Source organism: Treponema socranskii subsp. buccale (assembly GCF_024181585.1).
Classification (GTDB): domain Bacteria; phylum Spirochaetota; class Spirochaetia; order Treponematales; family Treponemataceae; genus Treponema_D; species Treponema_D buccale.
The window spans coordinates 1022214-1047797 of the sequence record NZ_CP054258.1; the positions used below are offsets into that span (position 1 = coordinate 1022214).

22 protein-coding genes are annotated in these 25584 nt (G+C 50.2%); 17 read left to right on the forward strand and 5 right to left on the reverse strand.

Annotated features, from left to right (window positions below):
• Positions 1-222: 222 nt before the first annotated feature.
• The 3 genes from HRI97_RS04480 to hisH are packed head-to-tail and all read right to left on the reverse strand — an operon-like array spanning position 223 to position 2545.
• A complete protein-coding gene (locus HRI97_RS04480; protein ID WP_253726901.1) occupies positions 223-1146 on the reverse strand; it encodes a DUF2156 domain-containing protein in 924 nt (307 codons plus the stop codon).
• On the reverse strand, positions 1146-1910 hold the full coding sequence (gene hisF / locus HRI97_RS04485; RefSeq protein WP_253726903.1) for an imidazole glycerol phosphate synthase subunit HisF: 765 nt from the start codon (positions 1908-1910) through the stop codon (positions 1146-1148). The genes HRI97_RS04480 and hisF overlap by 1 nt, the downstream gene beginning before the upstream one ends.
• A complete protein-coding gene (gene hisH / locus HRI97_RS04490) occupies positions 1904-2545 on the reverse strand; it encodes an imidazole glycerol phosphate synthase subunit HisH (RefSeq protein WP_253726905.1) in 642 nt (213 codons plus the stop codon). Before hisH ends, hisF begins: the two co-directional genes overlap by 7 nt.
• A gap of 107 nt (positions 2546-2652) precedes the next feature.
• Between hisH and rpe the strand changes: the two genes are divergently transcribed.
• From rpe to folK, 6 genes are all read left to right on the forward strand, one after another.
• The gene (gene rpe / locus HRI97_RS04495; RefSeq protein WP_253726907.1) at positions 2653-3288 is read left to right on the forward strand and encodes a ribulose-phosphate 3-epimerase; all 636 of its coding nucleotides are present in this window, start codon (positions 2653-2655) and stop codon (positions 3286-3288) included.
• On the forward strand, positions 3285-4157 hold the full coding sequence (locus tag HRI97_RS04500; RefSeq protein WP_253726909.1) for a tetratricopeptide repeat protein: 873 nt from the start codon (positions 3285-3287) through the stop codon (positions 4155-4157). The genes rpe and HRI97_RS04500 overlap by 4 nt, the downstream gene beginning before the upstream one ends.
• On the forward strand, positions 4154-5227 hold the full coding sequence (locus HRI97_RS04505) for a hypothetical protein (RefSeq protein WP_253726911.1): 1074 nt from the start codon (positions 4154-4156) through the stop codon (positions 5225-5227). Before HRI97_RS04500 ends, HRI97_RS04505 begins: the two co-directional genes overlap by 4 nt.
• Before the next feature lie 4 nt (positions 5228-5231).
• On the forward strand, positions 5232-6338 hold the full coding sequence (locus HRI97_RS04510) for a tetratricopeptide repeat protein (RefSeq protein WP_253726913.1): 1107 nt from the start codon (positions 5232-5234) through the stop codon (positions 6336-6338).
• A gap of 165 nt (positions 6339-6503) precedes the next feature.
• Entirely contained in the window at positions 6504-7709 is a 1206-nt protein-coding gene (gene recA / locus HRI97_RS04515) for a recombinase RecA (RefSeq protein WP_301338905.1), read from the forward strand.
• Entirely contained in the window at positions 7710-8234 is a 525-nt protein-coding gene (folK, locus tag HRI97_RS04520; RefSeq protein WP_253726915.1) for a 2-amino-4-hydroxy-6-hydroxymethyldihydropteridine diphosphokinase, read from the forward strand.
• Between the two features lie 108 nt (positions 8235-8342).
• Here the strand turns inward: folK and HRI97_RS04525 are convergent, their stop codons facing one another.
• The gene (locus HRI97_RS04525; protein ID WP_253726917.1) at positions 8343-9566 is read right to left on the reverse strand and encodes a leucine-rich repeat domain-containing protein; all 1224 of its coding nucleotides are present in this window, start codon (positions 9564-9566) and stop codon (positions 8343-8345) included.
• Positions 9567-9851: 285 nt separating this feature from the next.
• Here HRI97_RS04525 and HRI97_RS04530 point away from each other — a divergent pair, with 285 nt between their 5' ends.
• Entirely contained in the window at positions 9852-11846 is a 1995-nt protein-coding gene (locus HRI97_RS04530; RefSeq protein WP_253726919.1) for an AMP-dependent synthetase/ligase, read from the forward strand.
• Between the two features lie 56 nt (positions 11847-11902).
• Complete coding sequence (locus HRI97_RS04535) at positions 11903-13111, forward strand: AGE family epimerase/isomerase (RefSeq protein ID WP_197927098.1); 1209 nt, start codon at positions 11903-11905, stop codon at positions 13109-13111.
• Between the two features lie 108 nt (positions 13112-13219).
• Here HRI97_RS04535 and HRI97_RS04540 read toward each other — a convergent pair whose 3' ends face one another.
• Positions 13220-14143 (reverse strand): AraC family transcriptional regulator, encoded by a 924-nt coding sequence (locus tag HRI97_RS04540; RefSeq protein WP_253726921.1) that lies wholly within the window; start codon positions 14141-14143, stop codon positions 13220-13222.
• Between the two features lie 184 nt (positions 14144-14327).
• Here HRI97_RS04540 and HRI97_RS04545 point away from each other — a divergent pair, with 184 nt between their 5' ends.
• The 9 genes from HRI97_RS04545 (at position 14328) to HRI97_RS04585 (ending at position 25534) form a co-directional block, all read left to right on the forward strand.
• The gene (locus tag HRI97_RS04545) at positions 14328-15566 is read left to right on the forward strand and encodes an ABC transporter substrate-binding protein (protein WP_253726923.1); all 1239 of its coding nucleotides are present in this window, start codon (positions 14328-14330) and stop codon (positions 15564-15566) included.
• A 215-nt stretch (positions 15567-15781) separates the two neighbouring features.
• Complete coding sequence (locus HRI97_RS04550) at positions 15782-16696, forward strand: carbohydrate ABC transporter permease (protein ID WP_253726925.1); 915 nt, start codon at positions 15782-15784, stop codon at positions 16694-16696.
• Between the two features lie 37 nt (positions 16697-16733).
• Positions 16734-17582, forward strand: a complete 849-nt coding sequence (locus tag HRI97_RS04555; protein WP_252722080.1) for a carbohydrate ABC transporter permease — start codon at positions 16734-16736, stop codon at positions 17580-17582.
• 20 nt (positions 17583-17602) lie between these two features.
• Positions 17603-19636, forward strand: coding sequence for a DUF5107 domain-containing protein (locus HRI97_RS04560; protein WP_253726927.1), 2034 nt, complete (start codon positions 17603-17605; stop codon positions 19634-19636).
• 212 nt (positions 19637-19848) lie between these two features.
• Positions 19849-20970: a phosphotransferase enzyme family protein gene (locus HRI97_RS04565; protein ID WP_253726929.1), complete on the forward strand. Its 1122-nt coding sequence runs from the start codon at positions 19849-19851 to the stop codon at positions 20968-20970.
• 82 nt (positions 20971-21052) lie between these two features.
• Complete coding sequence (locus tag HRI97_RS04570) at positions 21053-22321, forward strand: ABC transporter substrate-binding protein (RefSeq protein ID WP_253726931.1); 1269 nt, start codon at positions 21053-21055, stop codon at positions 22319-22321.
• Positions 22322-22423: 102 nt separating this feature from the next.
• The gene (locus HRI97_RS04575) at positions 22424-23335 is read left to right on the forward strand and encodes a carbohydrate ABC transporter permease (protein ID WP_253726933.1); all 912 of its coding nucleotides are present in this window, start codon (positions 22424-22426) and stop codon (positions 23333-23335) included.
• Positions 23325-24161 (forward strand): carbohydrate ABC transporter permease, encoded by an 837-nt coding sequence (locus HRI97_RS04580; protein ID WP_253726935.1) that lies wholly within the window; start codon positions 23325-23327, stop codon positions 24159-24161. The genes HRI97_RS04575 and HRI97_RS04580 overlap by 11 nt, the downstream gene beginning before the upstream one ends.
• Before the next feature lie 17 nt (positions 24162-24178).
• A complete protein-coding gene (locus HRI97_RS04585) occupies positions 24179-25534 on the forward strand; it encodes an FAD-dependent oxidoreductase (RefSeq protein ID WP_253726937.1) in 1356 nt (451 codons plus the stop codon).
• The last annotated feature ends 50 nt before the right edge of the window (positions 25535-25584 follow it).

Consider the following 25584-nt stretch of genomic DNA (forward strand, 5'->3'; position numbering starts at 1 on the left):
TCTTTTAAATTGCTCATTACTTCCTATTAATTAATAATACAATTCGCTTTCAAAGCACGTCGCGTTTTTTTGTTTTCCGACAACGGTTATCTTTTTTGTCTCATCGTCAAAAGCCGCGAACATCGTTATCGTGTTGCCTTTTTCGCTTCGTGTGAATAATTCATGAGGAAATCGGTAAATTATGAAATGTGAATGTCGTCATGTTTTGCTTCCTTGAAATTTTTACTGTTCGGCTCTCCACTTTGCCAAAAGTATATCGGGGTGATACGAAAGTTTCGCTTTGCGCAATCCTTCGATTCCCAAATCTTCTTCCCGATTTAAATAATCGAATCGTATCATCGCTTTTGCCAATTCCCTGTTAATCACCGCATAGGCGCCGTCCCGATCGTATTCGGGTACGGCCTTTTCAAAGTGGACGTCTGCAGTATATCCCGTAACGGCCGAAGCGATTGTCATGGCGACCGGCTTTCCGTCGGCATATAAAATTCCGCCTGAAAGATTCAATTCATCGAAGAGATCGAGCGCTTCTTTAATAATTTCCGATTCGATTTCTTTGTCGTAGTCGCCGTCTCCGCCGTTTGCTTTAAACCACTCGTTTTCGACCGAAAGCGCATCGGGAGCGAGTTCTTTTGAAAGGGGGCGGTACTCCGTATCGGGGTGCTTTCTCATAAACTGCGAAATGTGATTTTTCTTTTTGTGATATTTGCCGCCCGGAAGCTCGGCAAGGGATTTCGTTAAATAAAGATAATCGCTGTCGGCTCTCCGCTCGGTAAAAGTAAATCGGTTCGGCATCTTCGTTTCGAGATATAATTTTTGTCTGTCGGTAAGAAGCGGGAAGGCGAGCGGCATGCCGTTTTGTTCGGCGTCTTTTGTTAAAAAATCGATCGTTTTGCGCATATCGCCCTTTCCGAGCGGAAAACCGTAGAGCGTTCGAGTCGATGCGATATCGCGTTCGGGCGCTTCGAGCGCACCGTATTTTCGCAAAACGATTCCTCCGCAATAGCACACTTGCGTTTTATATTTTTTGCGGTATAAGATGATGTTTGCGTACGAATCGGTACTGCTCATGAGGTCTTCGCCGCACGCCGCCAAAAATAATTGTTCGGCGTCCTCAGGAGTCGGTTCATGCCATCGGGGTGTGCTCATTATAACCTCACCGGAATATGCTGCGCATCGAGTTCCCGTTTGATGCGGGCGATCGTATAGTTTCCCGAATGCACCATCGTTGCGATGAGCGCCGCGTCTGCTTTTCCTTCCGTAAACGCATCGGCGATGTGCTGCACGCATCCCGCGCCGCCCGATGCGATGACCGGAACGGAAACGCTTTCGGAAATCATGCGCGTGAGCGAAAGTTCGTAGCCGTTTTGTACGCCGTCGGTATCGATCGCGTTTAAAACGATTTCGCCCGCTCCGAGCGAAACGGCTTTTTGCGCCCATTCTTTTGCATCCAAATCCGTCTTCGTCCTTCCGCCGTTGATGAATACGCGGTAGCCGCTCGGCATCGCCTCGTCGTGCGAAGCGTCCATGCCGAGTACGATGCACTGATTTCCGAAAACGCGGGCGCCTTCCCGGATAAGGTCGGGATTTTTTACCGCTTGCGAATTGAGACTCACTTTTTCCGCTCCTGCAAGGATTGTCGAGCGTATGTCGTCGATCGTCGCGATGCCGCCTCCGACACAAAAGGGAATAAACACTTCGCGTGCAACGCGCGCGACGAGGTCGAGTATGGGGCCTCTCCCGTTTGCCGACGCCATGATATCGTAAAAGACGAGTTCGTCCGCGCCTTGTCGCCAGTATTCTGCGGACATCGCAACGGGGTCTCCGATATCGCGGTTGTTTTGAAATTTGATACCCTTTGTCGTACGCCCGTCTTTAACGTCGAGGCAGACGATGATCCGTTTTTTCAGCATGGCACATCTCCGCGGCAGTAATTTGCAAGGAGCCGAAGCCCGGGCGCTCCGGATTTTTCCGGATGAAATTGAAAAGCCGCGACGCTGCCGCTTTCGACGACTGCGGGAACGATGCCGCCGTAGTTCGTGTAAGCTTTGACGACGGAAGCATCCTCGCTCTGCATGACATAGGAGTGTACGAAATAAAAATCGGAGTGCTCTGCGACGCCGTCAAGGAGGGGAGAAGCGCCGTTTGCATACGTCAAATCGTTCCATCCCATGTGCGGCACTTTGAGGCGCGGCACTTCGTCGTGCGAGGCTTGCCACAGCGATGAAAATTTAATAATTTTCCCTTTGACGAGACCGAGACAGGCGGTATCTCCTTCTTCGGAATAATCGAAGATGATCTGCGAGCCGAGACAGATGCCGAGGATCGGTTTTTTCGCACCGCTCCAATCTTTTAAAAAAGAATCGAAGCCCGTACGCGAAAGCTCGTGCATCGCATAAGCGGCTTCTCCGACTCCCGGAACGATGAGACGGCTGCAGTGCGCGAGTTCGCTCGGACGCTTGGAAACCGTAAACGGAAAGCCCAGCGATTCGAGGGCGTGTTCGACGCTTTTGATATTGCCCGCATTGTAATCGACGATTCCGATCATAGGAGCATAGTAGTATGAACGGCGGATTTTGTAAATTACCTCGCATCAGCCGGAGGAATAATTATCGATAATAGACAGCTTAGCCGTATTTCGGTATACTGAATAAAATGAGTACGATTAGGCTTTCTCCGTCGCTGCTTTCGGCCGATTTTGCACATTTGGAAGCGGCGTTCAAATTGATCGAACAAAAACGCGCTTCTTCCGTGCACATCGACGTGATGGACGGAAGCTTTGTGCCGCAAATTTCGTACGGGCAGCCGGTTATCGCTTCTCTCAGACCGTGCACGAAGCTGCCTTTCGATGTACACCTCATGGTTGAACATCCCGAGAGGCAAGTCGATTCTTTTGTCGATTGCGGCGCCGATTGGATTACGTTTCATATCGAAGGGACGATTCACGTTCATCGCCTCGTCGAGTATATAAAATCGCTCGGGAAAAAGGCGGGCATCGCTTTCGTACCTTCGACACCCGTTTCCGCACTTTCCGAGATTTTGCCCTTTGTCGACCTCGTGCTCGTCATGACGGTAAATCCCGGCTTCGGCGGTCAAACCTTTATTCCGTCGTGTATTCACAAAATCGAAGAGCTCGCTGCAATCAAAAAAGAAAAAAATCTTTCATTCGATATTTCCGTCGACGGCGGCGTCAATAAAGCGACGGCGCCCCTGGTCATCGGTGCGGGCGCCGATATCGTCGTGTCGGGTTCCGCGTTTTTTAAAGGCGAGTTCGATTTGGAGTGTGTATGATTGCGAGCGTAAAACGTTTTGCATCCGCAGTTGCCGCTCTCGTTTTTTGCGCGGCGGCGCTTTTTCCCGCATCCCGTGAAGGGCAAGCCGCTTTCACTCAGGGCTGTACCGCATTTAAATCGGGCGATTGGTATTCGGCGATGATTTCGCTCCGCCAAGCTTCGACCTATCCTGAAAATGATACGGGCGAAACGCGCTATATGCTCATCGCGGCTGAAATGTATTCGGGTGCATACGCGGAAGCCGTCGCCGACTGCGATTATTATCTTAGGAATTTTCAGGGCGGTATATACGAGCCCTATGTGCAATATCAAAAAGGACGCGCATTTTTTTATCTCGGTGAGTACGAAAAATCCGTTTTACTTTTGAGCGATTTTTGTCACCAATATGCCGATCACGAAATGTATGCGTCGTCTCTCTTTTGGATCGCCGAATCGTTTTATGCCGGCTATAATTACGATGAAGCGCTCGTCCTTTACAGACGCATCGTAAACGAATTTCCGTCGGATGCAAAAGCGAAGGCGGCCGAGCAGCGCATCGAAGTGATCGCTCAGCGCACACGCGAAGAAAAATTATTGTACCTCCTGAAAAAAACGGGAGAAGCGTATTTGGCGGCAAAAGAAGATTACGAAAAGCAGCTGCACATGTACGATACGGTAAGCATCACTTCTTCCGGAAGCGAAAAAAAAGCGGCCGATCTGCAGAAAAAAAACGAAGCGCTTGCTGCGGAAAACGAACGCTTGCATACCGAAGTTTCCGATTTGCAAAATAAACTTGCCGCCCAAAAAGCCGAAGCGAACGAACGCGTACTCCGCCTCAAAGCGAAAGCGAAGGAAGCAGAAGCGCTGATGAGGGAGGGTACACAGTGAAAAGACGATTTTTTTTGCGCGCCGCCGCCTTTGTAGTCTGCTTCATTGTATCCCTGTCCGGAAATATTTTTGCAAAAGAGGGGCCTGAAGCGAAGACCGTCACCGTATCTTCAGGATGCGTCAAGCTCGTGCTTCGGGGCGAAAAGGGAACTTTTCAGATTTACGCCCGAAGCGCGGACGGAAAGGAAACGGCGGTTTTTTCGGGAGCGGATGCTTTTACATCTACGTATTTTTCGCTTTTTGCCGGAAAAAAAGAATATCGTTTAAGCGCGTCGGGAGGAGGCGCAACGGGTGCGGCTCTGAACGCCGACAAAGCGTCGCTCGTATACAAAATTAATAAAATTGCGGACGCCGTGATCGATTTTTCGTTTGTGAAATCACCCGGAAGCGATTTCGACGATATCGTAAAAGTGCGCATTTCCGTCGTCAATAAAGGAAAAAAGCGGAACACCTTTGCGCTCGAGGGCGTATTCGACACGGTGCTCGGAGAAAAGACGCAAAAACATTTTTCGACGGCAAATATACAATCGATCAATTCCGAAACGCAGTTTTACGATATGAGCGCATCCCGCTGGATTTTGTCGCAAGGGCAGGGAGCCGCCGTGCAGTTTTTATTGTACGGTGCGGATACGACAAAGATAGAATCGGTGACGCTCGGCAATAAAGATTTGCTTTCTCTGCCGATGCGGCGTCCGCTTTTCGTTCCTTCGCGTTCTTTCGACAGCGTGACTTCCTACAACAATTCCGCTCTCGCCGTACATTGGCCGGAAACGACGCTCGAAAGCGGAGCGGAAGCGGCCGTTATTTTTTATATCGCGCTTTCCGCCGACGGGGGCGTACCCAAGGGAGATGCGTATATCGCTTCTTTCGATAAAACGCTTCCGTCCGATGATGCGGGAACGAAGATTGCGGACGAGAGGGCGGTTCCCGAATGGAAACTCAACAAAGCATACGTTACATCTCTTTTGCAAAGAATATATGCTTTGAGCGATTACGATGCGGATGCGGATGAACTTGCCGAGCTTAACGCCGAGCTCGATGTGATTCTCGCGCAGCTGAGGCGGCAGTAAGACTATGCCGCGCGATGTTCTCGATGTCGCTTCCAAAATGCTCTCGCGCAGGGATTTTCCGTCTGCAATAAAACTCCTCGAAGGGCGGAGCGAAATCTACGAAGGTAATTTTGCTTATTACATTTTGCTCGCAAATGCGTGCCTCTATGCGGGGGACGCGGGTACGGCTTCGATGTATTATCAAAAGGCGCGGGAGATAAAACTCACCGATACGGGCTTGCTTTTGGGACAAGCCGCGCTTTTTTTGCGCCGCGGCAATACCGATCGCGCGCTGCAGTATTATCTGGAAGTGCTCGACGGCGATCCCGAAAATAAAATCGCAAAAAATGCGCTCGAATTTATCCGTACGCAGGGCGACTACGATACGATTTGCCGATGGATCGACAACGGAAAGATCGAACGGTTTTATCCGCCGATCGGCATGAATATCGGAAAGATTTTAGGAATTGCCGTTCCCGCGGCTGCCTGTGTTCTCGGCGTTCTTTTCGCTCTGCTCATTATCCGCACACCTCGCGCTTCGCCTCAGGGCGAGCGGGCGGACTTGTCGGCACTCGCACTTTCTTCCGACGAAGCGAAATACGCGCAGGAAAAGGATATGGCGTCTTCCGCCTATGCGTTTATCCTGTCGAACAAAGAGATAACCGAAAGCTATGCGCGCTCTCAGCGCTATTTTCAAGCTTACCGCGACAACGCGGCGCAGATCGAAATCAACCGGATTTTACATTCGAACGCATCGCTTTCGATCAAACAAAAAGCGCGCGTTTTGATGAGTTATCTTTCGCCTCCGACTTTCGACACGATTACCGACAATCCCTCGTATGAAGATGCGGTGAAAAATCCCGTGCTCTACGAAGACTGCTATGCCTCATGGTCGGGGCGCGTTTCAAATGCCGCCGTGCAGGGTACTTCATACCGTTTCGATTTGCTTGTCGGCTACGAAACGATGGAAAAAGTCGTCGGCATCGTTCCGGTGCAATTCCAATCCGATCCGGGAATTACGAGCTCGCTTCCGGTGAAAGTGCTCGGAAAGATCGTATTCGAAAACGGAAAGATGAATCTGGAAGGACGGTCGGTGTATCAAAGCGTAAAGGATTTTCTCGAAACGCCGTAGACTGTAGTTTTTTATGTGATTTCCGCGTAAAATGGCAAAGTTTCGGCGATATTATAGAGGGCAGCTCTAAAAAATCGATTCGGTTTTTGGAGCCTGTCCGAGTTTTGCGGCGCCCCGTTTTGTGCGAAAGCGGTGCGGAAAAAAATTGATAAAGGAAGGTGTGTAATGGCAACGGCAGCTGTAAACCAGATGGCGGATAAGTCGGAAAAATTAAAGGCTTTGGAAGCCGCTCGGCTCCAGATCGAAAAGCAATACGGCGCGGGTTCTCTGATGAAGCTCGGCACGAAAGCGGACACTGCGGGTTTCGACGTGGTTCCGTCCGGTTCGATTTTGCTTGACGAAGCGCTCGGCATCGGAGGCTATCCTCGCGGGCGTATCATCGAAATGTACGGACCTGAGTCTTCGGGAAAGACGACGCTCGCTCTCCACGCGATCGCCGAAGCGCAAAAGCTCGGCGGCATCGCAGCTTTTATCGACGCGGAGCACGCCCTCGATCCTCAGTATGCGAAAAGCCTCGGCGTCAATATCGACGACCTTTGGGTATCGCAGCCGGATACGGGAGAACAGGCGCTTGAAATCGCAGAGGATTTGATCCGCTCGGGTGCGGTCGATATCATCGTCATCGACTCGGTCGCAGCTTTGACTCCGCAGGCCGAAATCGAAGGCGATATGGGCGACAGCCACATGGGTTTGCAGGCGCGCCTTATGAGCCAAGCGCTCAGAAAGCTTACGGCGATCATCGGCAAGTCGAACGCGATCCTTGTGTTTATCAACCAGATCCGCATGAAGATCGGCATCATGTTCGGAAATCCCGAAACGACGACGGGCGGCAACGCGCTTAAATTTTATTCGTCGGTGCGCCTCGAAATCCGCCGCATCGAATCGATCGAAGGGAAGGGCGATGAAGAAGCGATGGGAAACCGCGTGCGCGTAAAAGTCGTCAAAAACAAAGTCGCTCCTCCGTTCCGCAAAGTCGAACTCGACATCTATTTCGGAAAAGGCGTGTCCGCGGCGGCGAGCCTGCTTGATTCCGCGGTAAAGCACGGTCTCATCGAAAAGAGAGGCGCGTGGTATTCGGCGGGAGACGATAAAATCGGACAGGGAAAAGAAAACGCGGTGCAGTTCCTCGAAACGAATAAAGAGTATGCCGCAAACATCGAAAAAAAATTGCGCGCCGAACTGTTTCCCGGGCAAGCGCTCAAGATGAAAGACGGCGCGGCAAAGAGCGATGCGGGAAAAGCCGACGTAAAATCCGATGCGGCAAAACCCGCCGCACAAAAAGCGGATGCTCGCCCTGCCGCCGATGCGAAAAAAAGCGACGGGGGGAAGGCGGGTGCAAAACCCGCTGCGAACGAAGAGGAGCTTTTTTGATTGCGTGAAGCGACGCTCGGCATCGGCTCGAATATGCCGTACCGCTCCATGCCGCCGATCGATATCGTAAAAGCTGCGTGCAATGAACTGCGCCCGCTTTTCGTTTCGTTTGCCGCTTCTTCGCTGTACCGTACACAGGCGCTCTACATTGCCGATCAAAGCGATTTTTACAATATGGTCGTGCAAGGCGCCGTCCGCGAAGGACTTACGCCGCACGATCTCCTTGCCGAAATTCACAAGATTGAAGCGAAGTACGGACGCAACCGGAAAAAAGAAGTACGCTTCGGACCTCGTTCCCTCGACATCGATATCGAACTTTTCGGCGACATGGAAATTGACGACGAAACTCTTACGATTCCGCACCCGAGAATGCGCGAAAGAGCCTTTGTGCTCGTTCCGCTTTTCGAAATACTCAAGCGCTGTGAAAGCGAAAACGATAAAGCGTCTCTTTTGATAAAAAAATACGGTGAAGATTTAAAGCGGCTTTCCGCACAACGCATAGAACGCTGTGCGGAAACAGTTTGAATTGTACGAAACGGTTTTGTTTCGCGTTCATAAAGCGCCGAAGCGCCGTGTCGAACAGCCGCTCCCCGCGTAAACAGGCTTCTCCCCGCGTAAAGCGGGACCTGCGGTTTAGATGGAGGAGTCTACCGTTATTTGTGTGCCGGTGATATTGCTGTTGCTGTTTTCAAGCATTCCTTTTACCTCATCTGTTTTAACGGTAAAAGGAATGCCGGGCTTCATATTAACAAAAGCTTGTTCTCCGATAAGCTTCAATTTAGCGGAACGTATTTTTACCGAAGTAATACCGTTACAAAACTTAAAAGCAAGCTTACCGATAGTTTCCAAATTTTGGGGTAATGAGAGTTCTCCGTTTAATTTCTTGCAGTTATTAAATGCATAGTCGTTAACGGATTTGAGACTTTCCGGCAGATTTAATTTTCCCGTAAGATTTTCACATTCGGCAAAAGCATTTATGTCAATAGTCGTAAGATTTTCGGGTAAAATCAATCCTGTTAAACCGCTGCACTTATAAAAGGCGTTATACCTGATTAAGGTCAAATTTACGCATTTAGATAAATCCAATGTTCCCGTTAATTCGGTACACTCTTTAAAAGCGTTTTCATCGATTTTCGTAATATCGCTCGGCAGAATTATATTTCCTTTCGGCTTGCCTCCCGTATAGCCTTTAAGCGCGCCGGCGTCAATATTAAACTTCGTATAATTCGTAACGGCGTAGACGGTGTCGCCTGCGGCAAGCTTACGATCATCCGTTATAGCTTCGCCGTTTTTGTCTGCTATTTTCCATTCGTAAATTCCGTAGTCGTCGGCTTGATATCCGCTCTTTAATTGCAATTTTTTCGATACATCGGATTTTATCACTTTCCATACCGTATTTTCCGGTATATCGATTGAAGAGGTCTCTACGCGCTCATCGCCTTTTATCGTGATCTGTTGCGCTTTTTCGAAGACGACCGAAATGTCAACCGGCTTTGTTATAATAATACTGTAAGAACGTTCTATTCCGGCTTCCGCTATGGGTTCGCCGCCTTGCAGCCACCCTGCAATGAGATATTTCGGAGAGGCTACGGTAACTTCCGCCGTAAAAGTTACGGTTTGTCCTTTTTCCACCGTATCGCCATTATTGATTTCGGTTCCGTTGTCAAGTTTTGCAATGATTTTTCCGACCGAAGCGGCAGTTTTAAATTTTATTTCATATTTCGGCGTTTCGGGTGTACCTCCGTTTCCGTTCGAACTGTCCGACGGATTGGCACATGCGCTAAGGATGAGCGCTGCGGCAAGTGCGAATACCGCAGTCGGTACGGCAATTTTTTTGTGTGTGCATAGTTTGTTCATATTTTTTCCTCTTATTGTATATTGTTATAAGAAACTTATACTTATAGAGTATATAAGATTTTAGAGAAAAAAACAACTTTGGACATATTTTTTTTATAAAATAATTACAAAAAACTATCATTCTTGACACAATCAACCGTTTTTGTCAGAATAAAAAAAATCACATAAACGCGCTTTTGCGGACGGTATATCCGTTCGGGCGCACGTCTAAAAACTTTTTCGGAACTTGCACTTTGCTTGGAATTTCGCTGCAAGCATCTGCAAAAGTTTTTATGGGAGTAACCGATGAACACGAGTAAAACGATTGAAAAGATTAAATCGCTTTTTGAAAAAGATGCGGCGGAAAAGCTGCCGCATAATATACCGCTTTTGCTTCGCGCGCGTGCCGAAGCTTATCCCGACTATACGCTGCAGATCGTAAAAAACGAAGTCGGCGAATACGAGCACTACAGTTACAAGCGCGTTTACAACCGCGTCGTCGAAACGGCGTGTGCGCTGCAAAAGATCGGCGTAACGCGCGGAGCTTTTATCGGCCTCATGTGCGACAATCGGCGCGAATGGTTTATCCTCGATCACGCGATTTTGTCTCTCGGCGCAACCGATATTCCCCGCGGGCTCGATTCGACGGGAACCGAAATGGCTTTTATATTGAATTTCGTCAAATGCGAAATCTGTATTTTTGAAAATCAAAAGCAGCTGCAAAAGCTCTTCGATTGCGGAACGGACGTGCCGACTCTGAAAACCGTTATCCTCATCGATTCGCCTACGGACGATGAGATAAAAAAACAGGCGAAAGCGCGCGAAATCAAAATTTGGAAATACATCGATCTTGAGGATAAAGGACGCCACGCTTCCGAAAAAGAGCGAAAAGCGGTTGAAGCTGAAATGGATAAAACGGGCGCCGACGAAACGGCGACGATCATCTTTACGTCGGGAACGACAGGGACTCCCAAAGGCGTTATGCTTACGCACGACAACTATATCGCGCAGTGCGAAGCGGTAAAGCTCGCCCTTCCGACGACGAAGGATGAAGACATCTGGCTGTCGGTACTTCCCGTATGGCACAGTTTCGAGCGCGCGTTTCAATATTTTATCGTCGCGCTCAAAAGCAGCATCGCGTATTCGAAACCGTCGGCCGCTATCATGCTTTCCGATATGGCGAAAGTTCATCCGACGTGGATGTGCGGTGTCCCCCGCCTGTGGGAATCGCTTGCAAACGGTATTTTCCGCCAGATGAAAAAAGAAAACAGCGTTACGCAGTTTTCGTTCAACCTTGCGATCAAAATCGGAAAAGCGTTTTCGTGGGCGAGCGACCGCGTGAGAGGCCGCGTGTGCCGCTACAGAAACGGCACGCGCATCTTCGACGTTTTATACGGCATCGTTCCGTTTATCCTGCTCGCCCCGTGGTACGGGATTTGCAAAGTCGTCGTCTTTAAAAAGATCCGCGCAGTGCTCGGCGGTCACATGGTCGCGGCGATTTCCGGAGGAGGGGCGCTGCAAAGCGATATCGATTCGTTCTACCATGCGATCGGTTTCAATCTCCTCGAAGGCTACGGCATTACCGAAGCGGCTCCCGTTCTTTCGGTACGCAATCCTTTAAAGCCGCGTTCGGGCTGCGTCGGCGTCGTCTTTCCTGCGGCCGAAGTGCGCGTCGTTTCGATCAACGAAGACGGCTCTCTCGGTACCGAAGCGCTTCCGCCCGGCAAAAAAGGTATCGTCGAAGCGAGAGGCCGCCAAATCATGAAAGGCTACTACGAGCGTCCCGATTTGACGGCTCAGGTTATCGATAAAGACGGCTGGCTCAACACGGGCGACATCGGCATGATGACGCAGGACAACGAAATCAAAATCACCGGCCGCGCAAAAGATACGATCGTATTGCTCGGCGGAGAAAATATCGAGCCCTCGGTTATCGAAGCCTCTCTTTTGAACAGTCCCTACATCGAACGCGTTATGATCGTTGGGCAGGATAAAAAATACATCGCAGCGCTCATCGTTCCGGCAAAAGACGCGCTCATCGAATGGGCGAACACAACGCTAGTCATGTACAGTTCGTGGGAAAGCCTTCTCGAATCGAACGAAGTGCAGATGTTTTTCCGCGAAGAGATCGAACGCCGCGTAAACGAAAAGACGGGCTTCCGCACCTGCGAGCGGATCAACCGCTTCGTACTGCTTCCGAACAGTTTTGAAACAGGCAAAGAAGTCAACGCAAAAGGCGAAATGATGCGCTATAAGATCACGAAGATCTACGCAAAGGAAATCAAATCGCTTTTTGCGTAATAGATTCGATTCTGTAATTTTTATGAGCGGCTTCGCCGCTCGAGGCGGATAGTGCCGTGACAAAACGTATAACGAACAGATTTTCTCCCGCAGCTCTCGCGGCCGAATACAAAGATACTCTCGTAAACGATGTGCTCGAATTTTGGCTTTTGCACGGTATCGATAAAACGTACGGCGGCATCTGCACGGGACTCGACCGTAAAGGAAACGTCATCGAAACGGATAAATCGATATGGTTCCAGGGACGCGCGCTGTGGACATTTGCACGTGCCTATGAAATGCTTGCCTCGCGCGGAGAAATACGTGAAGAATATATCGATGCGTGCCGCTCGCTTTCGGATTTTATCGAACGTTTCGGTACGGATAAAAGCGACGGGCGTATGTATTTCCGCGTTGCAAAAGACGGAAAGCCCGTCATAAAACGGATCCGCTATTATTTCAGCGAAACCTTTGCCGCGATCGGTTTTGCGGCTTTTGCGCGTGCGGCAAAAAATGCCGACTGCGAAGAAAAAGCGTTTTCCTATTTCAATAGAATCGAAGCGATAAAAAAAAGCGGCGTCCTCGTTCCGAAGTTCGATGCGAAAACGCGGAGCGCACGTTCTTTCGGCGAGCCGATGATTTTGCTCAATACGCTTTCCGAGCTCCGTCTCGCAGCGAATGCAAAAAAATCGTTTTGTGAAAAAAAAATCGATGCGCTTTTAAAAGAGATTCAAACGTATTTTATCCGTCCCGACTTGCAGGCGGTGCTTGAACAGTGCGCACTCGACGGGAGCGTGCAGAGCGAACACTTCGAAGGCAGATTGCTCAATCCCGGACACGCGATCGAAGGCGCGTGGTTTATCATGAAAGAGGGGATTTTACGCGGCGACGAAAAGCTTAAAACGCTCGGCGTACGAATGTTCGACTGGATGTGGACTCGCGGCTGGGATAAAAAATACGGCGGCATCATCTACTTCCGCGACATCGAGGGAAAGAGCGGAAACGAATATTGGCACGATATGAAATTCTGGTGGCCGCAGTGCGAAGCATTGATCGCATCGCTGTACGCGTATAAGATCACCGGAGACGCCGAATATCGAAAGCGCTTTGTCCTCATGCATAATTATTTTCACGAGCGTTTCCCCGACAAAACATACGGCGAATGTTTCGGCTATTTTCACCGCGACGGCACTCTTTCCACCGACGTCAAAGGCAATATGTATAAGGGACCGTTCCACATTCCTCGTATGTATATGGAGTGCATGGAGCTTCTCGAAACGATGTAAAACCGTTCGGCAGGAACGGGAAGCAGGCAGGGTACACGGCGGTGTACGAGAGCATCGAAGCGTATTGATGGCTCTCTGTGCACTCGGGACGGTGCTGAAACGGTACGCTCAGCCGAATTTCTTTTCCGTTTTCGCTTTAATCGATGTCGCATATTCCGTCGGCGACATACCCGTTTCGTTTTTAAACTGGCGCGAAAGATAATGGATCGACGAATAGCCGAAATGCGATGCGAGTTCCGAAACGTTCATAACCGAATTGCGTATGAGCGTCTTTATTTCATCGATGCGCATACGCATAAAGTATTTCATCGGGCCGCAGCCGAACCTTTTGGAAAAAATGCTTTTGAGTAAATCGTAGCTGACATGTACGACTCCGCAGACTTCGTCGGAACGGAGCATCCGAAACATATTTTTCATAAAATAATCGAGCGTCGCTTTGACGATTTCGTCTTCGTACGATAAGCGTGCGTAAGAGCTCACGCGTGTCTTTTTGGCAGGTGCGTATTCGGTATGCGTCCGATAGAGCGACAGTAACAGCAGTTCGAGATTACTTACGACGAGCTGTGCTTCCCACGGGAGAGCGTCCGTCCGCGCTTCCATCTTCGGCACATAGGGATCGTCGAGCGGCGTGTTAAACAAATTCCTCGCGTGCGCGATGATTTCGGCGAGCAGCGATTGTTCGCTTTGCGTATATGAAAGCGTTTTGTCTCTGAAAAAATCAATCGCACAAGACGCGCAGATAAACGAAATGACGATGACGTTCGGGGAAACGATACCGTTCGCTTTCAGCGCATGGAATTCGTTCGGCTTGTGAAATCTGATCTGCCCGCGGCGAAGAATCGACCATGCTTTTCCGTCGTATATTTCGATTTCGCCCTTGTCGACGCAGACGAGTTCCCAAAAATCGTGACGCTCTCCCGCAAACGAAAACGTACTTCGGTATTCGAAATAATGAACCGTTACGATCGCATCGATCGAAATCAATTTTTGCGGATAAAACGGCGTATAGTATGCGGTGTTGTCGGTATTCATGACTCGATTATACATCGATTTTCCGAAAATAACAAATTTTACACCGTATTGTGCAAATACAACGGGAAATTCACATGATACACTTTTATCGATACGGTATCTTCGAATATCGACGTTTTCTGTCGTGTTGTGTGGAAGTCGTTGATTCCGGCACGAATTTTAAGGATTTGCAATAGGGGGATGTATGAAAAAATCGATTGCAGCGGTATGTGCGATTTTTGTGTGCGCGGCGCTTTTTATAAGCTGCGGCGGCAAAAAAAACGAAAAGCTTGTGTATTGGAGCATGTGGAACGAAGCGGAGCCGCAGGGGCAAGTCATCGCCGAAGCGGCTCGGGAATTCGAAAAAGAAACGGGCATCAAAATTGACGTCAATTTCAACGGCAGGGAAATCAGAAAAACGCTTCAACCGGCGCTCGACGCGGGAGAAACGATCGACCTTTTCGATGAAGATATCGAACGAGTCGCCAAGTCATGGGGAAAATACCTTTTACCGCTGGATTCATTTATCGATAAAAGCTATCCGACGACGGGCGGCAAAGCGTATAAGGATGTCGTCAATACGATGCTGCTTTCCGTCGTTCGCGATTTGAGCGACGGTACGGTAAAAAACATTCCGTACCAGCCGTCGGCATTCGTCACTCTGTACAACAAAGACCTCTTTGCAAAAGCCGGCATCGCTTCTCCGCCTGCAACATGGGATGAAATGCTCGACGCGTGCGCAAAGTTGAAAGCGATCGGCGTATACGGTATCACCGTCGACGACGCATATATGGCGGCTCTGTTCGGCTACTGCATGGACAGGCTTGTCGGTAAAGACGCCGCGCTTGCGATGGTAAAAAACAACGATTTTACCGGACCGCAAGTGCTTGAGTTCGGAAAGATTTGGGAAAACATGGCGAAAAAGGGCTATATCATTCCGAAAGCCGCATCGAATATTTTTCCTGCGGGACAGGTTGAAGATATTGCGACGGGAAAGGCCGCGATGTATCTCAACGGTACATGGCTTCCGAATGAAATCAAAGGGAATGCGCCCGATATGAACTGGGGAGAATTTGCATGGCCGGCAATTGCGCCGACGGGCGACGGTACGGAAGCGAACAATTTCGGAGCACAAAGTTTCGGCATCAATAAAGATTCGAAGCACGCCGAAGAAGCCTTCCGCTTTATCGTCTATATGACGACGGGAAAATGGGATGAAAGACTTGCCTCCGAAAGCATCGGTATCCCCGTTGCAAACGATTCGGAGTGGCCGATGCAGCTCGCCGATGCGAAAGTTATCGTCGATTCGACGACGAAGCGCTTCCCGTATGCGTGCGGTATGGAAGACAGCCCCGACATAAACGCAAGAATAAAAGAAAATTTTGCAAAGCTCATCGTCGGTACGCATACGGCGCAGTCCTTTGCGGATGCGATGACAAAATAACAAAACGGATATCGATTTTGAAAATGTAATTCGATAAAAGTATGGGGCTGTCGAAAAAGCAATCGCCTTTTGAGACAGCCCGTCGAGTTTAAGATTAGTCGCTATCCTCAACGACTTATCTTAAACATCGCAGAAATCAGGGGAAGGCGTCGAGCGATCACGAAGGGGATATCCGGCGTCGACCTCAAAGTATTTTTTGCCAGGATAATTTTGCGATGCTCAAAAAAAATAAAACGATGATCGCCGTGTTTTTAACTCCGGCGCTTATATGCTACATGCTTTTCTTTTTATATCCGACAATCAGAACCTTCGTCATGAGTTTTTTCCGTATCGAAAGTATTTCGGATTCCGTTTCGACATGGAAATTTTTCGGTTTCGGTAATTATAAAAAATTATTTTCGACTCCTATTTTTTTGCAGTCGATGTACAATATCGCGCGCATTTGGTGTATCGGCGGGCTCGGTACGATGTTCATGAGTTTGCTCTTCGCTTTTATCCTGTCGAGCGGCATACGCGCAAAATCGTTTTTCAGAAGCGCCATATATCTTCCGAATGTCGTGAGCGCCGTCGCGATGGGAACGATGTGGATCAATTACATCTACAATCCGGATTACGGTTTGCTGTACACGGTATTGCATAAAATCGGCATTTTGGAAGGAGCGGAAAAGATATTGTGGACGGGGCCGGGAAACCTGTTTTGGAGCATGCTCGTCGCATACTGTTTCGGTATGGTCGGCTATCACATGCTCATCTTTATGAGCGGTATCGAACAGATCCCGCGCGATTATTACGAAGCGGCGCTGCTCGACGGATGCAACGGCTGGCAGCGTTTTATCCACATAACCGTTCCGTTTTTGCGCGGCGTCGCACGCACGAACCTCGTCATGTGGACGGTGTATACCGTCGGTTTTTTCGTGTGGGGGCAGCTGTTCAGTCCGGTAAATCTTTCGAACGATACCGTCGCTCCGATGAATTATATGTACGAACTCGTGTTCGGCTCTTCATCTGCGGCGAACACGGCGCGTGATACCGGTGCGGGCGCGGCTATCGGCATTATCATGATGCTCATCGTTATCGTCGTGTTTTTGTTGACAAGCCGCATCGTTAAAAACGACGACACGGAAGTATAGGGGAGGCGATACGATGCCGGAATTTAATAAAAAGCATATGGTTAAGTCTAATGTCGGAAAACGGTATTCCGTTGCTGCAGGATACACGCTGGTAGGGCTTTGGGTTTTGTTTACGTTTATCCTCATCGGCTGGGTAGTGTTCGCCTCTTTTTCGACGTCGCAGGAGATTTTCTCCGATCACATGTTCAAATTCGTAAGCGGTTTTCATTTCGACAATTACGTAAAAGCGTGGAGCACGCAAAGGGTTTCGGTGTTTTTTATGAACTCGCTTTTGTACACGCTCGCATCCTGCACGGCGATCGTCGTCATTTCCGCACCCGCAGCCTATGTGCTGTCCCGTTTTAAATTCAAAGGAAACGCGCTGCTGCAGAATATGTTCGCTGCGGGGCTCGGTATACCGCTCATCATGGTTATCATGCCGCTGTTCGGCCTCGTGTCGCAGCTGCATTTGACAAACAACCGGATCCTTATCATTTTTTTGTATACGGCGATGAACATTCCGTTCGGTGTGTTTTATCTTTCCGCCTTTTTCAGAAATTTAAGTCCCTCGTACGAAGAGGCTGCGGCTATAGACGGCTGCAATCCGATAGCGGCGTTTTGGATTATCATCTTTCCGCTTGCACAGCCGGGCATCGTTACGGTGAGCATCTTTAATTTTATCACCGTGTGGAACGAATATTTTATGTCGCTCATATTCGCAAACAGAACCGCCGTGCGTCCCGTCGCCGTCGGGCTCTACAATATGATTCAGTCGATGCGCTATACGGGCGATTGGGGCGGTATGTTTGCAAGCGTCGTCATCGTATTTTTGCCGACGTTTATTTTGTACCTGTTCCTCTCCGAACGGGTGATCGCCGGAGTTACGAGCGGTGCGATCAAGGGCTGACCGGTAAGGGATTTATCGTTATGATATACGTTTCGACCGAAAAAATATCCGCCGCGCTTTTACAGGGGGAAAACCCGTTGCCGCATTTCCGTTCGCGCGAACACGATATGCACGTCGAGTTTCTGAAAGGCACGCCGCCCTTTTGCTCGAGCGGAGCGGGCTTTTCGTGCGGGTATCGGGTTTTGCCGTATACGGTGCAGGACAGATACGACCGTAACAGAAAGGAATGCGATATCCGCACGATCGTCATGGAAAACGATTTTATAAAAGCGGAATTTCTTCCCGATTGGGGAGGGCGGCTTTGGTCGCTCGTCGATAAAACGGAGGGGCGCGAGCTTTTGTATAAAAACGAAGTGCTCCAGCCGGCAAATCTCGCCATACGCAATGCGTGGTTTTCAGGCGGCATCGAATGGAATGTGGGGCAGTACGGGCACGCGTTTACAACCTGTTCGACTGTCGGCTTTGCGTCGGTGCGCGCATCGGACGGTGAAGAATTTTTGCGCATGTATTCGTATGAGCGGTGTAAAGATTTTTTTTGGCAAATCGATTTTCATCTTCCCCCATCCTCGCGCTTTCTGTACGCGCATCCGGTTATCTTCAACATAAACGACGAGCCGCTTTCCGTTTATTATTGGACGAATATCGCAGTGTCGCAGACGGAATCGTCCCGCGTATTCGCTTCTTCCCGTCATGCCCTGTATAAGACGCCGGATGATCAAAACGGCAGACCGACTTTCGGTTACGGCCGCATGCCGTTTTTTCCCATAGCTCCCGACATCGACCTGTCCTATCCTGCGCGCATTCCTTTTTCGAGCGAATACTTTTTTAACTGTACCGACGAATCCCATCCGTGGGAAGCAGCCCTCGAAAAAGACGGTGCGGGTTTATTCGATGTTTCGACCGGAGAGCTTTCATACCGGAAAATGTTTTGCTGGGGAAACTGCCGCGGCGGGAGGCATTGGGGGAGCTTTCTCGCAGGGGAAGCCGAAACGTCGCTTGGCGCACGCGAAGGAGAAGAGGAAACTGCCGACTGCCGCTACTTTGAAATACAGGCGGGGCTTTCGCAGACGCAGCTCCACGGCGTCAGTATGCCCCCGCGCGACAGGTGGGAGTGGACGCAGGCTTTCGGACTTCTTTGCGTATCGGCAAGCGATGCCGCATCGAACGATTGGAACCTCGCCGCGAGCGCCGTCGAGCGCAGCGTACGCGATTCGATCGACACGTCAAAGCTCGATTTGCTCGACGCATCCTATGCGGCTGAAGCCGATCTTCCGATTGCAAAAACGCTTTTCGATGCGGGAGAATGGGGCGCGCTCGAAAAAGAGCGGCGGATGATGCAGGGCGAAAGCGATATACCGCCGTCTGCGGCCTTTTGTTTTTCGGGCAAGCAAAACCAGTGGCGGCTTTTGCTTACGGAAGAAAGCTTTCCGTATCGCGCCCCCGAAGACGGTCCGGGTCAATTTATGACGGGGAGAAAATGGCAGCGCCTGCTCGAAGCATACATAGCCGCTTCGAAAGAGATGCCCCCGTGGAATGCATTCTATCACTTGGGCGTTATGAAAATGGAAAACGGTGATGAAAAAGGTGCCGCATCGTGTTGGCTCGATGCCGAAAAAGCGTGCAGCACCGCGTGGACGCAGAGAAATCTCGCGCAGCTTGCGCTTTTCAAAAACGATATTGCCGGAGCGCTTTCGCATTATGAGCGCGCTTCCCGGGCTGCAGGATTTTACGCGGACGTCTCCGTCGCCGAAGAATATGCAGCCCTCCTCGTGCAAACGGAACGCTATGAAAAAGCGATCGAACTCTATAGCTCGCTTCCCGATGCGTGGAAAAACAGCGACTCTCTTGTTATCGCGTACGGCAGGGCATGCGCATCGCTCGGAAAAAAAGATGAAGCGTACAAAACGCTTTCCCGCAACTTTGCGAATATCCGCGAAAGTGAATCCCCTCTCGCCGATATTTGGAGCAGAATGCACGCTTCGCCGCCTCCCTTTTGCCTCGATTTCAGCATGAAGTCTTCCGGCGGATCGAGCGGTCGAAAGGAGGTACGATAAAAAGCGCCGTCTGAAATATCGCCGTCGCTTTTTATCTCGAGTTTGCACGGATGTTTGCAGAAGAAGTGTATGTGTATCGTTTTGATAAAAACAGAATAGATATGATATACCGTATTTCGCAAACTCGACTATTCAACGTGTGCGCTTACGCGCACGGCTAAAAACTTTTTCGGATGTCGAAACATCCTGCAAAAGTTTTTATGGGAGTCCTTATGACCAGCGAAAAAGCGAATACGGAAATACGCGATATCCTCTCATCCTATCCGTTTTCCGGAATCTGCCGCTCGTGCGTCCGCTTCGGAAGCGGCCACATCAACGACACTTTTTTTGCAACCTATGACAACGGCGGAAAAGAAAATCGTTATATCGTGCAGCGTATCAATACCGACGTATTCAAAGACGTTGACGCGCTCATGGACAATATCTGGCGCGTTACTTCGTTCCTTGCAGAAAAAATTATTAAAAACGGAGGAGACGCGTCGCGTGAAGCGATGACCTTTATTAAAAATAAAGAGGGTGCTCTCTATACCCGAAGCAAAAAAGGCGCGTGCTGGAGGGCGTATCGCTTTATCGAAGACGCGCTGAGTATAGATGCCGCGCAAAGCGAAGCCGATTTTTACAACGCCTCTTATGCGTTCGGCACATTTCAATATCTTCTCTCCGATTTTCCGGCAGCCTCACTGCATGAAACGATTCCCGCTTTTCACGACACGCCGAAGCGCTACCGCGATTTTATCGATACGGTAAAGCGCGACGCGTGCGGCAGAGCGGCATCCGTTCGGGACGAAATCGATTTTTATATTTCGCACGAAGACGATATGCGCGTATACGCCGACGCATACGGCGCGGGCGTCCTTCCCCTCCGCGTGACGCACAACGATGCGAAACTCAATAACGTGCTCCTCGACAGGGAGACGCGTAAAGGTTTATGCGTTATCGATTTGGATACGGTGATGCCGGGTTTTGCGGGTTTCGATTTCGGAGATGCGATACGCTTCGGCGCGAGTACGGGTGCCGAAGACGAAAGGGATCTGTCGAAGGTGCGTCTCGACGAAGGCCTCTTTCGCGCCGGTGCGGAGGGATATATCGCAGGCTCGCGCGGTACGCTCACCGAAGATGAGCTTCGCCTGCTTCCTGTAGGAGCAAAGATTATGACGCTCGAATGCGGCATGCGCTTTCTCGCCGACTATATCGAAGGCGACCGCTATTTTAAGACAGACCGTGAATCTCACAACCTCGACCGCGCCCGCACACAGATAAAGCTCGTGCGAGAATTCGAAAAACGGAAGGATTCACTCGAAGCGATTGTGCGCTCCCTTTCTTCCGCTCGCTGATTATCGCTCTGTGAACTGAACGCGAACTTGACATCGCTTTTTATGCGGTATTATGATAGTATCGATTTTCGATGGAGGCATTATGAAAAAAATCGTAAAAGTGTTCGGTGCGCTCTGCATCGCCTTCGCTGCCGCTCAAGCTTTTGCAGCTGGTCCGACGAGTGCCAAAGGCGCTCCCGTGACGATGAAGATTACGACGTGGACGAGCAACAAAGATCAAATCGCGCTGCTCAATTCGTTCGTCGAAGAGTTTGCGCAAAAAAAAGGTATCGCCATTAAAGCCGATTTCGAAACGATTCCGTTCGGCGAATATACGGCGAAGCTTTCACTCGAATTGCAGGGAAATGCGGCGCCTGACGTGTTTTGGATTCTCGAAACGTCGGCTCCCGCCTTTATCCGCGCGAAGACGCTTGCAAATCTTTCGAACGCGCTCGCTTCGTACAACCGCGACGACCTTTCCGAATCGGCGCTCGAATTGTGGAAAAGCGGCAAAGCCGTTTACGCCGTTCCCTTTTCCACTTCTCCGTTTTTTATTCTTTATAATGCCGACTTGTTAAAAAAAGCGGGTGTAAAAACTCCCGAACAAATGATTAAAGACGGCACATGGACATGGGAAAACTTCCGCACGATGTGCAAACAGATCAAAGACAAAACGGGTGTGTGGGCATACCAAACGGTGGACGGCGGCGGTTACGGCGACCGCATACTGCACAATCTCTGTCCGATAATCCGCTCATACGGCGGAGACGCGTGGCAGGGAAACAAAGTGCTTATCAATACTCCCGAAAGCGTCAAAGCGATTTCGCTCTTTCACAATATGGTATTTAAAGACCGCTCGGTCGTTCCGCCCGGAGATCAAAGCGATTTTTATGCCGGAAACGCCGCTATGACCGTGGGACAGGTTTCCCGCGTGTCGAAGCTCGTATCCGCGCCTTTTGCGTGGGGTATGGCACCGATGCCTGCAGGTCCCAAGGGCAATATCCCTGTCATAGGACAGGCTGCGATCGCCGCAAATGCGCGCGGCAAAAAGGCCGCCCTCGCGTCGGAACTTGTCGCCTATATGACAAGCGAAAGTTGTGCGGCGCGTATGGCCGGCATTTGGCCGCCGGCACGCAAATCGGTGCTCGCCTCCGCTGCGTTTTTGAGCAGCAATCCGAACGTCAAACCCGAACAGATGAAAGCTTCCGTCGCCGATTCCATTGCGACAGGCCGCGTTCTTCCGTCTCATGCGCTGTACACGCAGATCCAAGTCGAATCCCGCATGGTATGGGATAAACTGTGGAAAGCCGACGCCGACGTCAAAGCCGTTGTCGACGAAGTCGCAAAAGTCTATTCAAAATACATCAAATAAGGCGCTTGCAGGGTTTTCTCATAATCGAACGCGGTGAAAACTTCTCCGCGTTCGCTCTTAGGGGCAAAGACAGTCCTGCCGGCAAGAGATCTCATACACAATATGAAACATATAAAATCATATAAAGCGGGAGCTTTGACGAGAGCCGAAAGTATTTCGGGTTTCGCTTTTATCGCTCCGCAGATGATCGGCTACGCTCTTTTCGTTTTATTTCCCCTCATCATGATATTCGTCTATTCGTTCGAAGAGAAAAATCTCCTCTTCGGTTCGGCGGGGTTTGCGGGAGGGACAAATTACGCGGCGCTTGCCGAAGATCCGCTGTTTATGAAAACGCTCGGCAATACTTTCGTGTTTTCACTCGGCGTCGTACCGCTGAACCTCATCCTCGCGCTCGCTCTTGCGCTCTATCTCGGACGGGAGAAAAATGCGCACTGGTATGTGAATACGATCGTCTTTTTGCCGGTTGTAACGAGCGGCGTCGCATGGTCGATCGTGTGCAAATATCTTTTGCAGGGAGGCGACAGCGGGCCGGTAAATCGGTTTCTTTCGCTCTTCGGCATTGCAGGACCGAACTGGCTCTACGAAAAGGGCTGGGCTATGGCGGGCGTTATCGTAAGCCGCGTACTCAAAAACCTCGGTATGAACGTGCTCATTTTAACGGGCGCGGTACTCAATATGCCCGAAGACGTTATCGAAGCCGCGCGTATCGACGGGGCGGAGCGTTTTACGCTTTTTCGGAAAATCAAGCTGCCGCTTCTCATGCCGTCCGTATTGATGATTGCGATCGTCACGGTAATCGGTTCCATGCGCGTATTCGATACGATAAAATTGATGACCGACGGAGGTCCCGAAGGTTCGACGATGGTGCTTGTCTATTATATCTATCATCAGGCGTTTAAAATGTTCGATATCGGATACGCGAGTACGCTTTCGGTGCTGCTCTTCGTAATCGTGCTTGCGTTCACCGTAGTACAGTGGAACATCCGAAAAAAGGTGTCATACTATGAAAATTAATAATATGATCCGCGCGTACGTTCCGTACATTATCATTGCGCTCGCGCTCAGCGTGCTGTTCGTCTATCCCTTTTGGTGGATGCTTGTCAATTCTTTAAACGAACCCGCTCTCATTTTCGGTAAGCCCTCTCTCCTTCCGAAATCGTGGAGCTGGCATAATTACCGCGCCGTATTCGAAGTGCAGCCTTTTGCGCGCCATTACGCGAATACGCTTTTGGTTGCCGCCGTCGCCACTTCGGGCAACGTTGTCATCGCTTCGCTCAGCGGCTATGCGTTTGCGCGCATACGCTTTCCGTATAAAAACGCACTCTTTGTAGTTCTGCTTACCGCGATGATGATGCCGATCGAAGTGACGATAATCCCGATGTACTTTCAGATGATACGTCTGCACGCACTTGACTCCCTCATTCCGCTCATGCTCATTCCGATTTTTTGCGCGCAGGGAGCCTTTTCGGCCTTTATGTTTCGGCAATATTATATCACGGTGCCCAAAGAGCTCGAAGAAGCCGCCCGTATGGACGGACTTTCCCTTTTCGGCACATTTATTAAAATCATGTTTCCGATTTCGCTTCCCGTCGCATCGTCCGCGGCTATTCTCGCGTTTTTATCGGTATGGAATATGTACCTCGAGCCGCTCGTATTCATAAACAGTTTGGAAAAGTTTACGCTGCCGCTGTCGCTTGCGAACTTCAACGATTCTTACGGTTTGCCGCAGTGGCACTTGCAGCTTGCAGCGACGACGCTTTCCGTGCTTCCGATCATCGCAGTCTATCTTTTATTTCAGAGGAAGATTACGAACGCTATGGTCAATTCGGGCATAAAATAAATTCGCGGAGCGGATATATGAATGATATATATGATTTCGATTGCATCGTAGCGGGAGGAGGCATTGCGGGTTCGCTCGCCGCCGCAAGCGCGGGCCGTATGGGGCTTTCCGTGCTGCTCGCCGAAGAGCAGGGAGCGCTCGGCGGTTCCATGACGAGTTCTGGAACCGGTCCCATGATGACCTTTCACGCGGGAAGCACGCAAGTGATCCGTGGAATCACCGACGAGCTCGTGCGGCGTCTCGTAAAAAAAGGCTTGTCGCCCGGACATACGGTCGATTCTACCGGTTATACGTATACGGTTACTCCTTTCGACGCTGAAGGCTTTAAGCGGGAGCTCGAGCTTATGTGCCTTGAAGCGGGAGTTACGATTTTATATCACTCATCGATTGAAAGCGTGTCCCTTTGCGCGGGAAGGGCGGAATCCGTTTCATTATTAAGCTGCGGAAAAAAACTTTCTGCGCGCGCTCCGTATTTTATCGATGCGACGGGGGACGGAGACCTCATTTTTCAGGCGGGCGTACCTTATGCAGAGGGAAGGGATTCCGACGGCAAAGATCAGCCCATGACGATGAACTTCCGCCTTTCGAATGTCGATATCGACTCGATCCGCGCTCTTATGGACAAGGACGCATCGCTTTTTCCTTTTTTGAAATCGAAAATCGGCATACAAAAAAAAGCGAGCCGTCTTTCGTGTTCGGGCTTTGAAGATATTATGAAAGACGGTATCAAAAAAGGGGAAATCACCTTTGACCGCGATATAGCGCTTTTTTTCGAAACGAATACGAGGGACGAAGTGATCGTCAATATGACGCGCATAAACGGCGAAAGCCCCGTCGATCCCTTCGGCATCAGCCGCGCGGAAACCGAGGGAAGACGGCAAGTGTGGGAGCTGTACGCTTTTATGAAAAAGCACATACCGGGTTTCGCCCGCGCTCACCTTATCGCATCGGGTCCTTCAGTCGGCGTACGAAGTTCTCGCCGCATGAAAGGCATTTATACGATTACGGCGGACGATATTCTTTCCGCCCGCCGCTTCGATGATGCGGTTGTCGCATTCGGCTATCCGATCGATATCCATTCGAGCGACGGAGCGGCGACCGATTCGCGCTTTTTGAAAGACGGAGAATACTATACGATTCCTTACCGTACGCTCGTCAACGCTTCCGTGCCGAATGTTATGGCCGCGGGAAGAGACATAAGCGCATCCTTTGAAGCGCAGGCGTCGACGCGCCTTTCTCCGTGCTGCGGTGCGCTCGGAGAAGCCGCAGGTGTTGCCGCTGCAATCGCAAAACGGCACGGCTGTCTTCCGATCGATGTTCCGACGGGAGAACTCCGAGCGGCACTCGAAGAACGGGGCGCATTTTTAGGATAGAGCCGGTATTAATAAATGCCGCACTGGCAAAGATTCATACAATCTGTTAT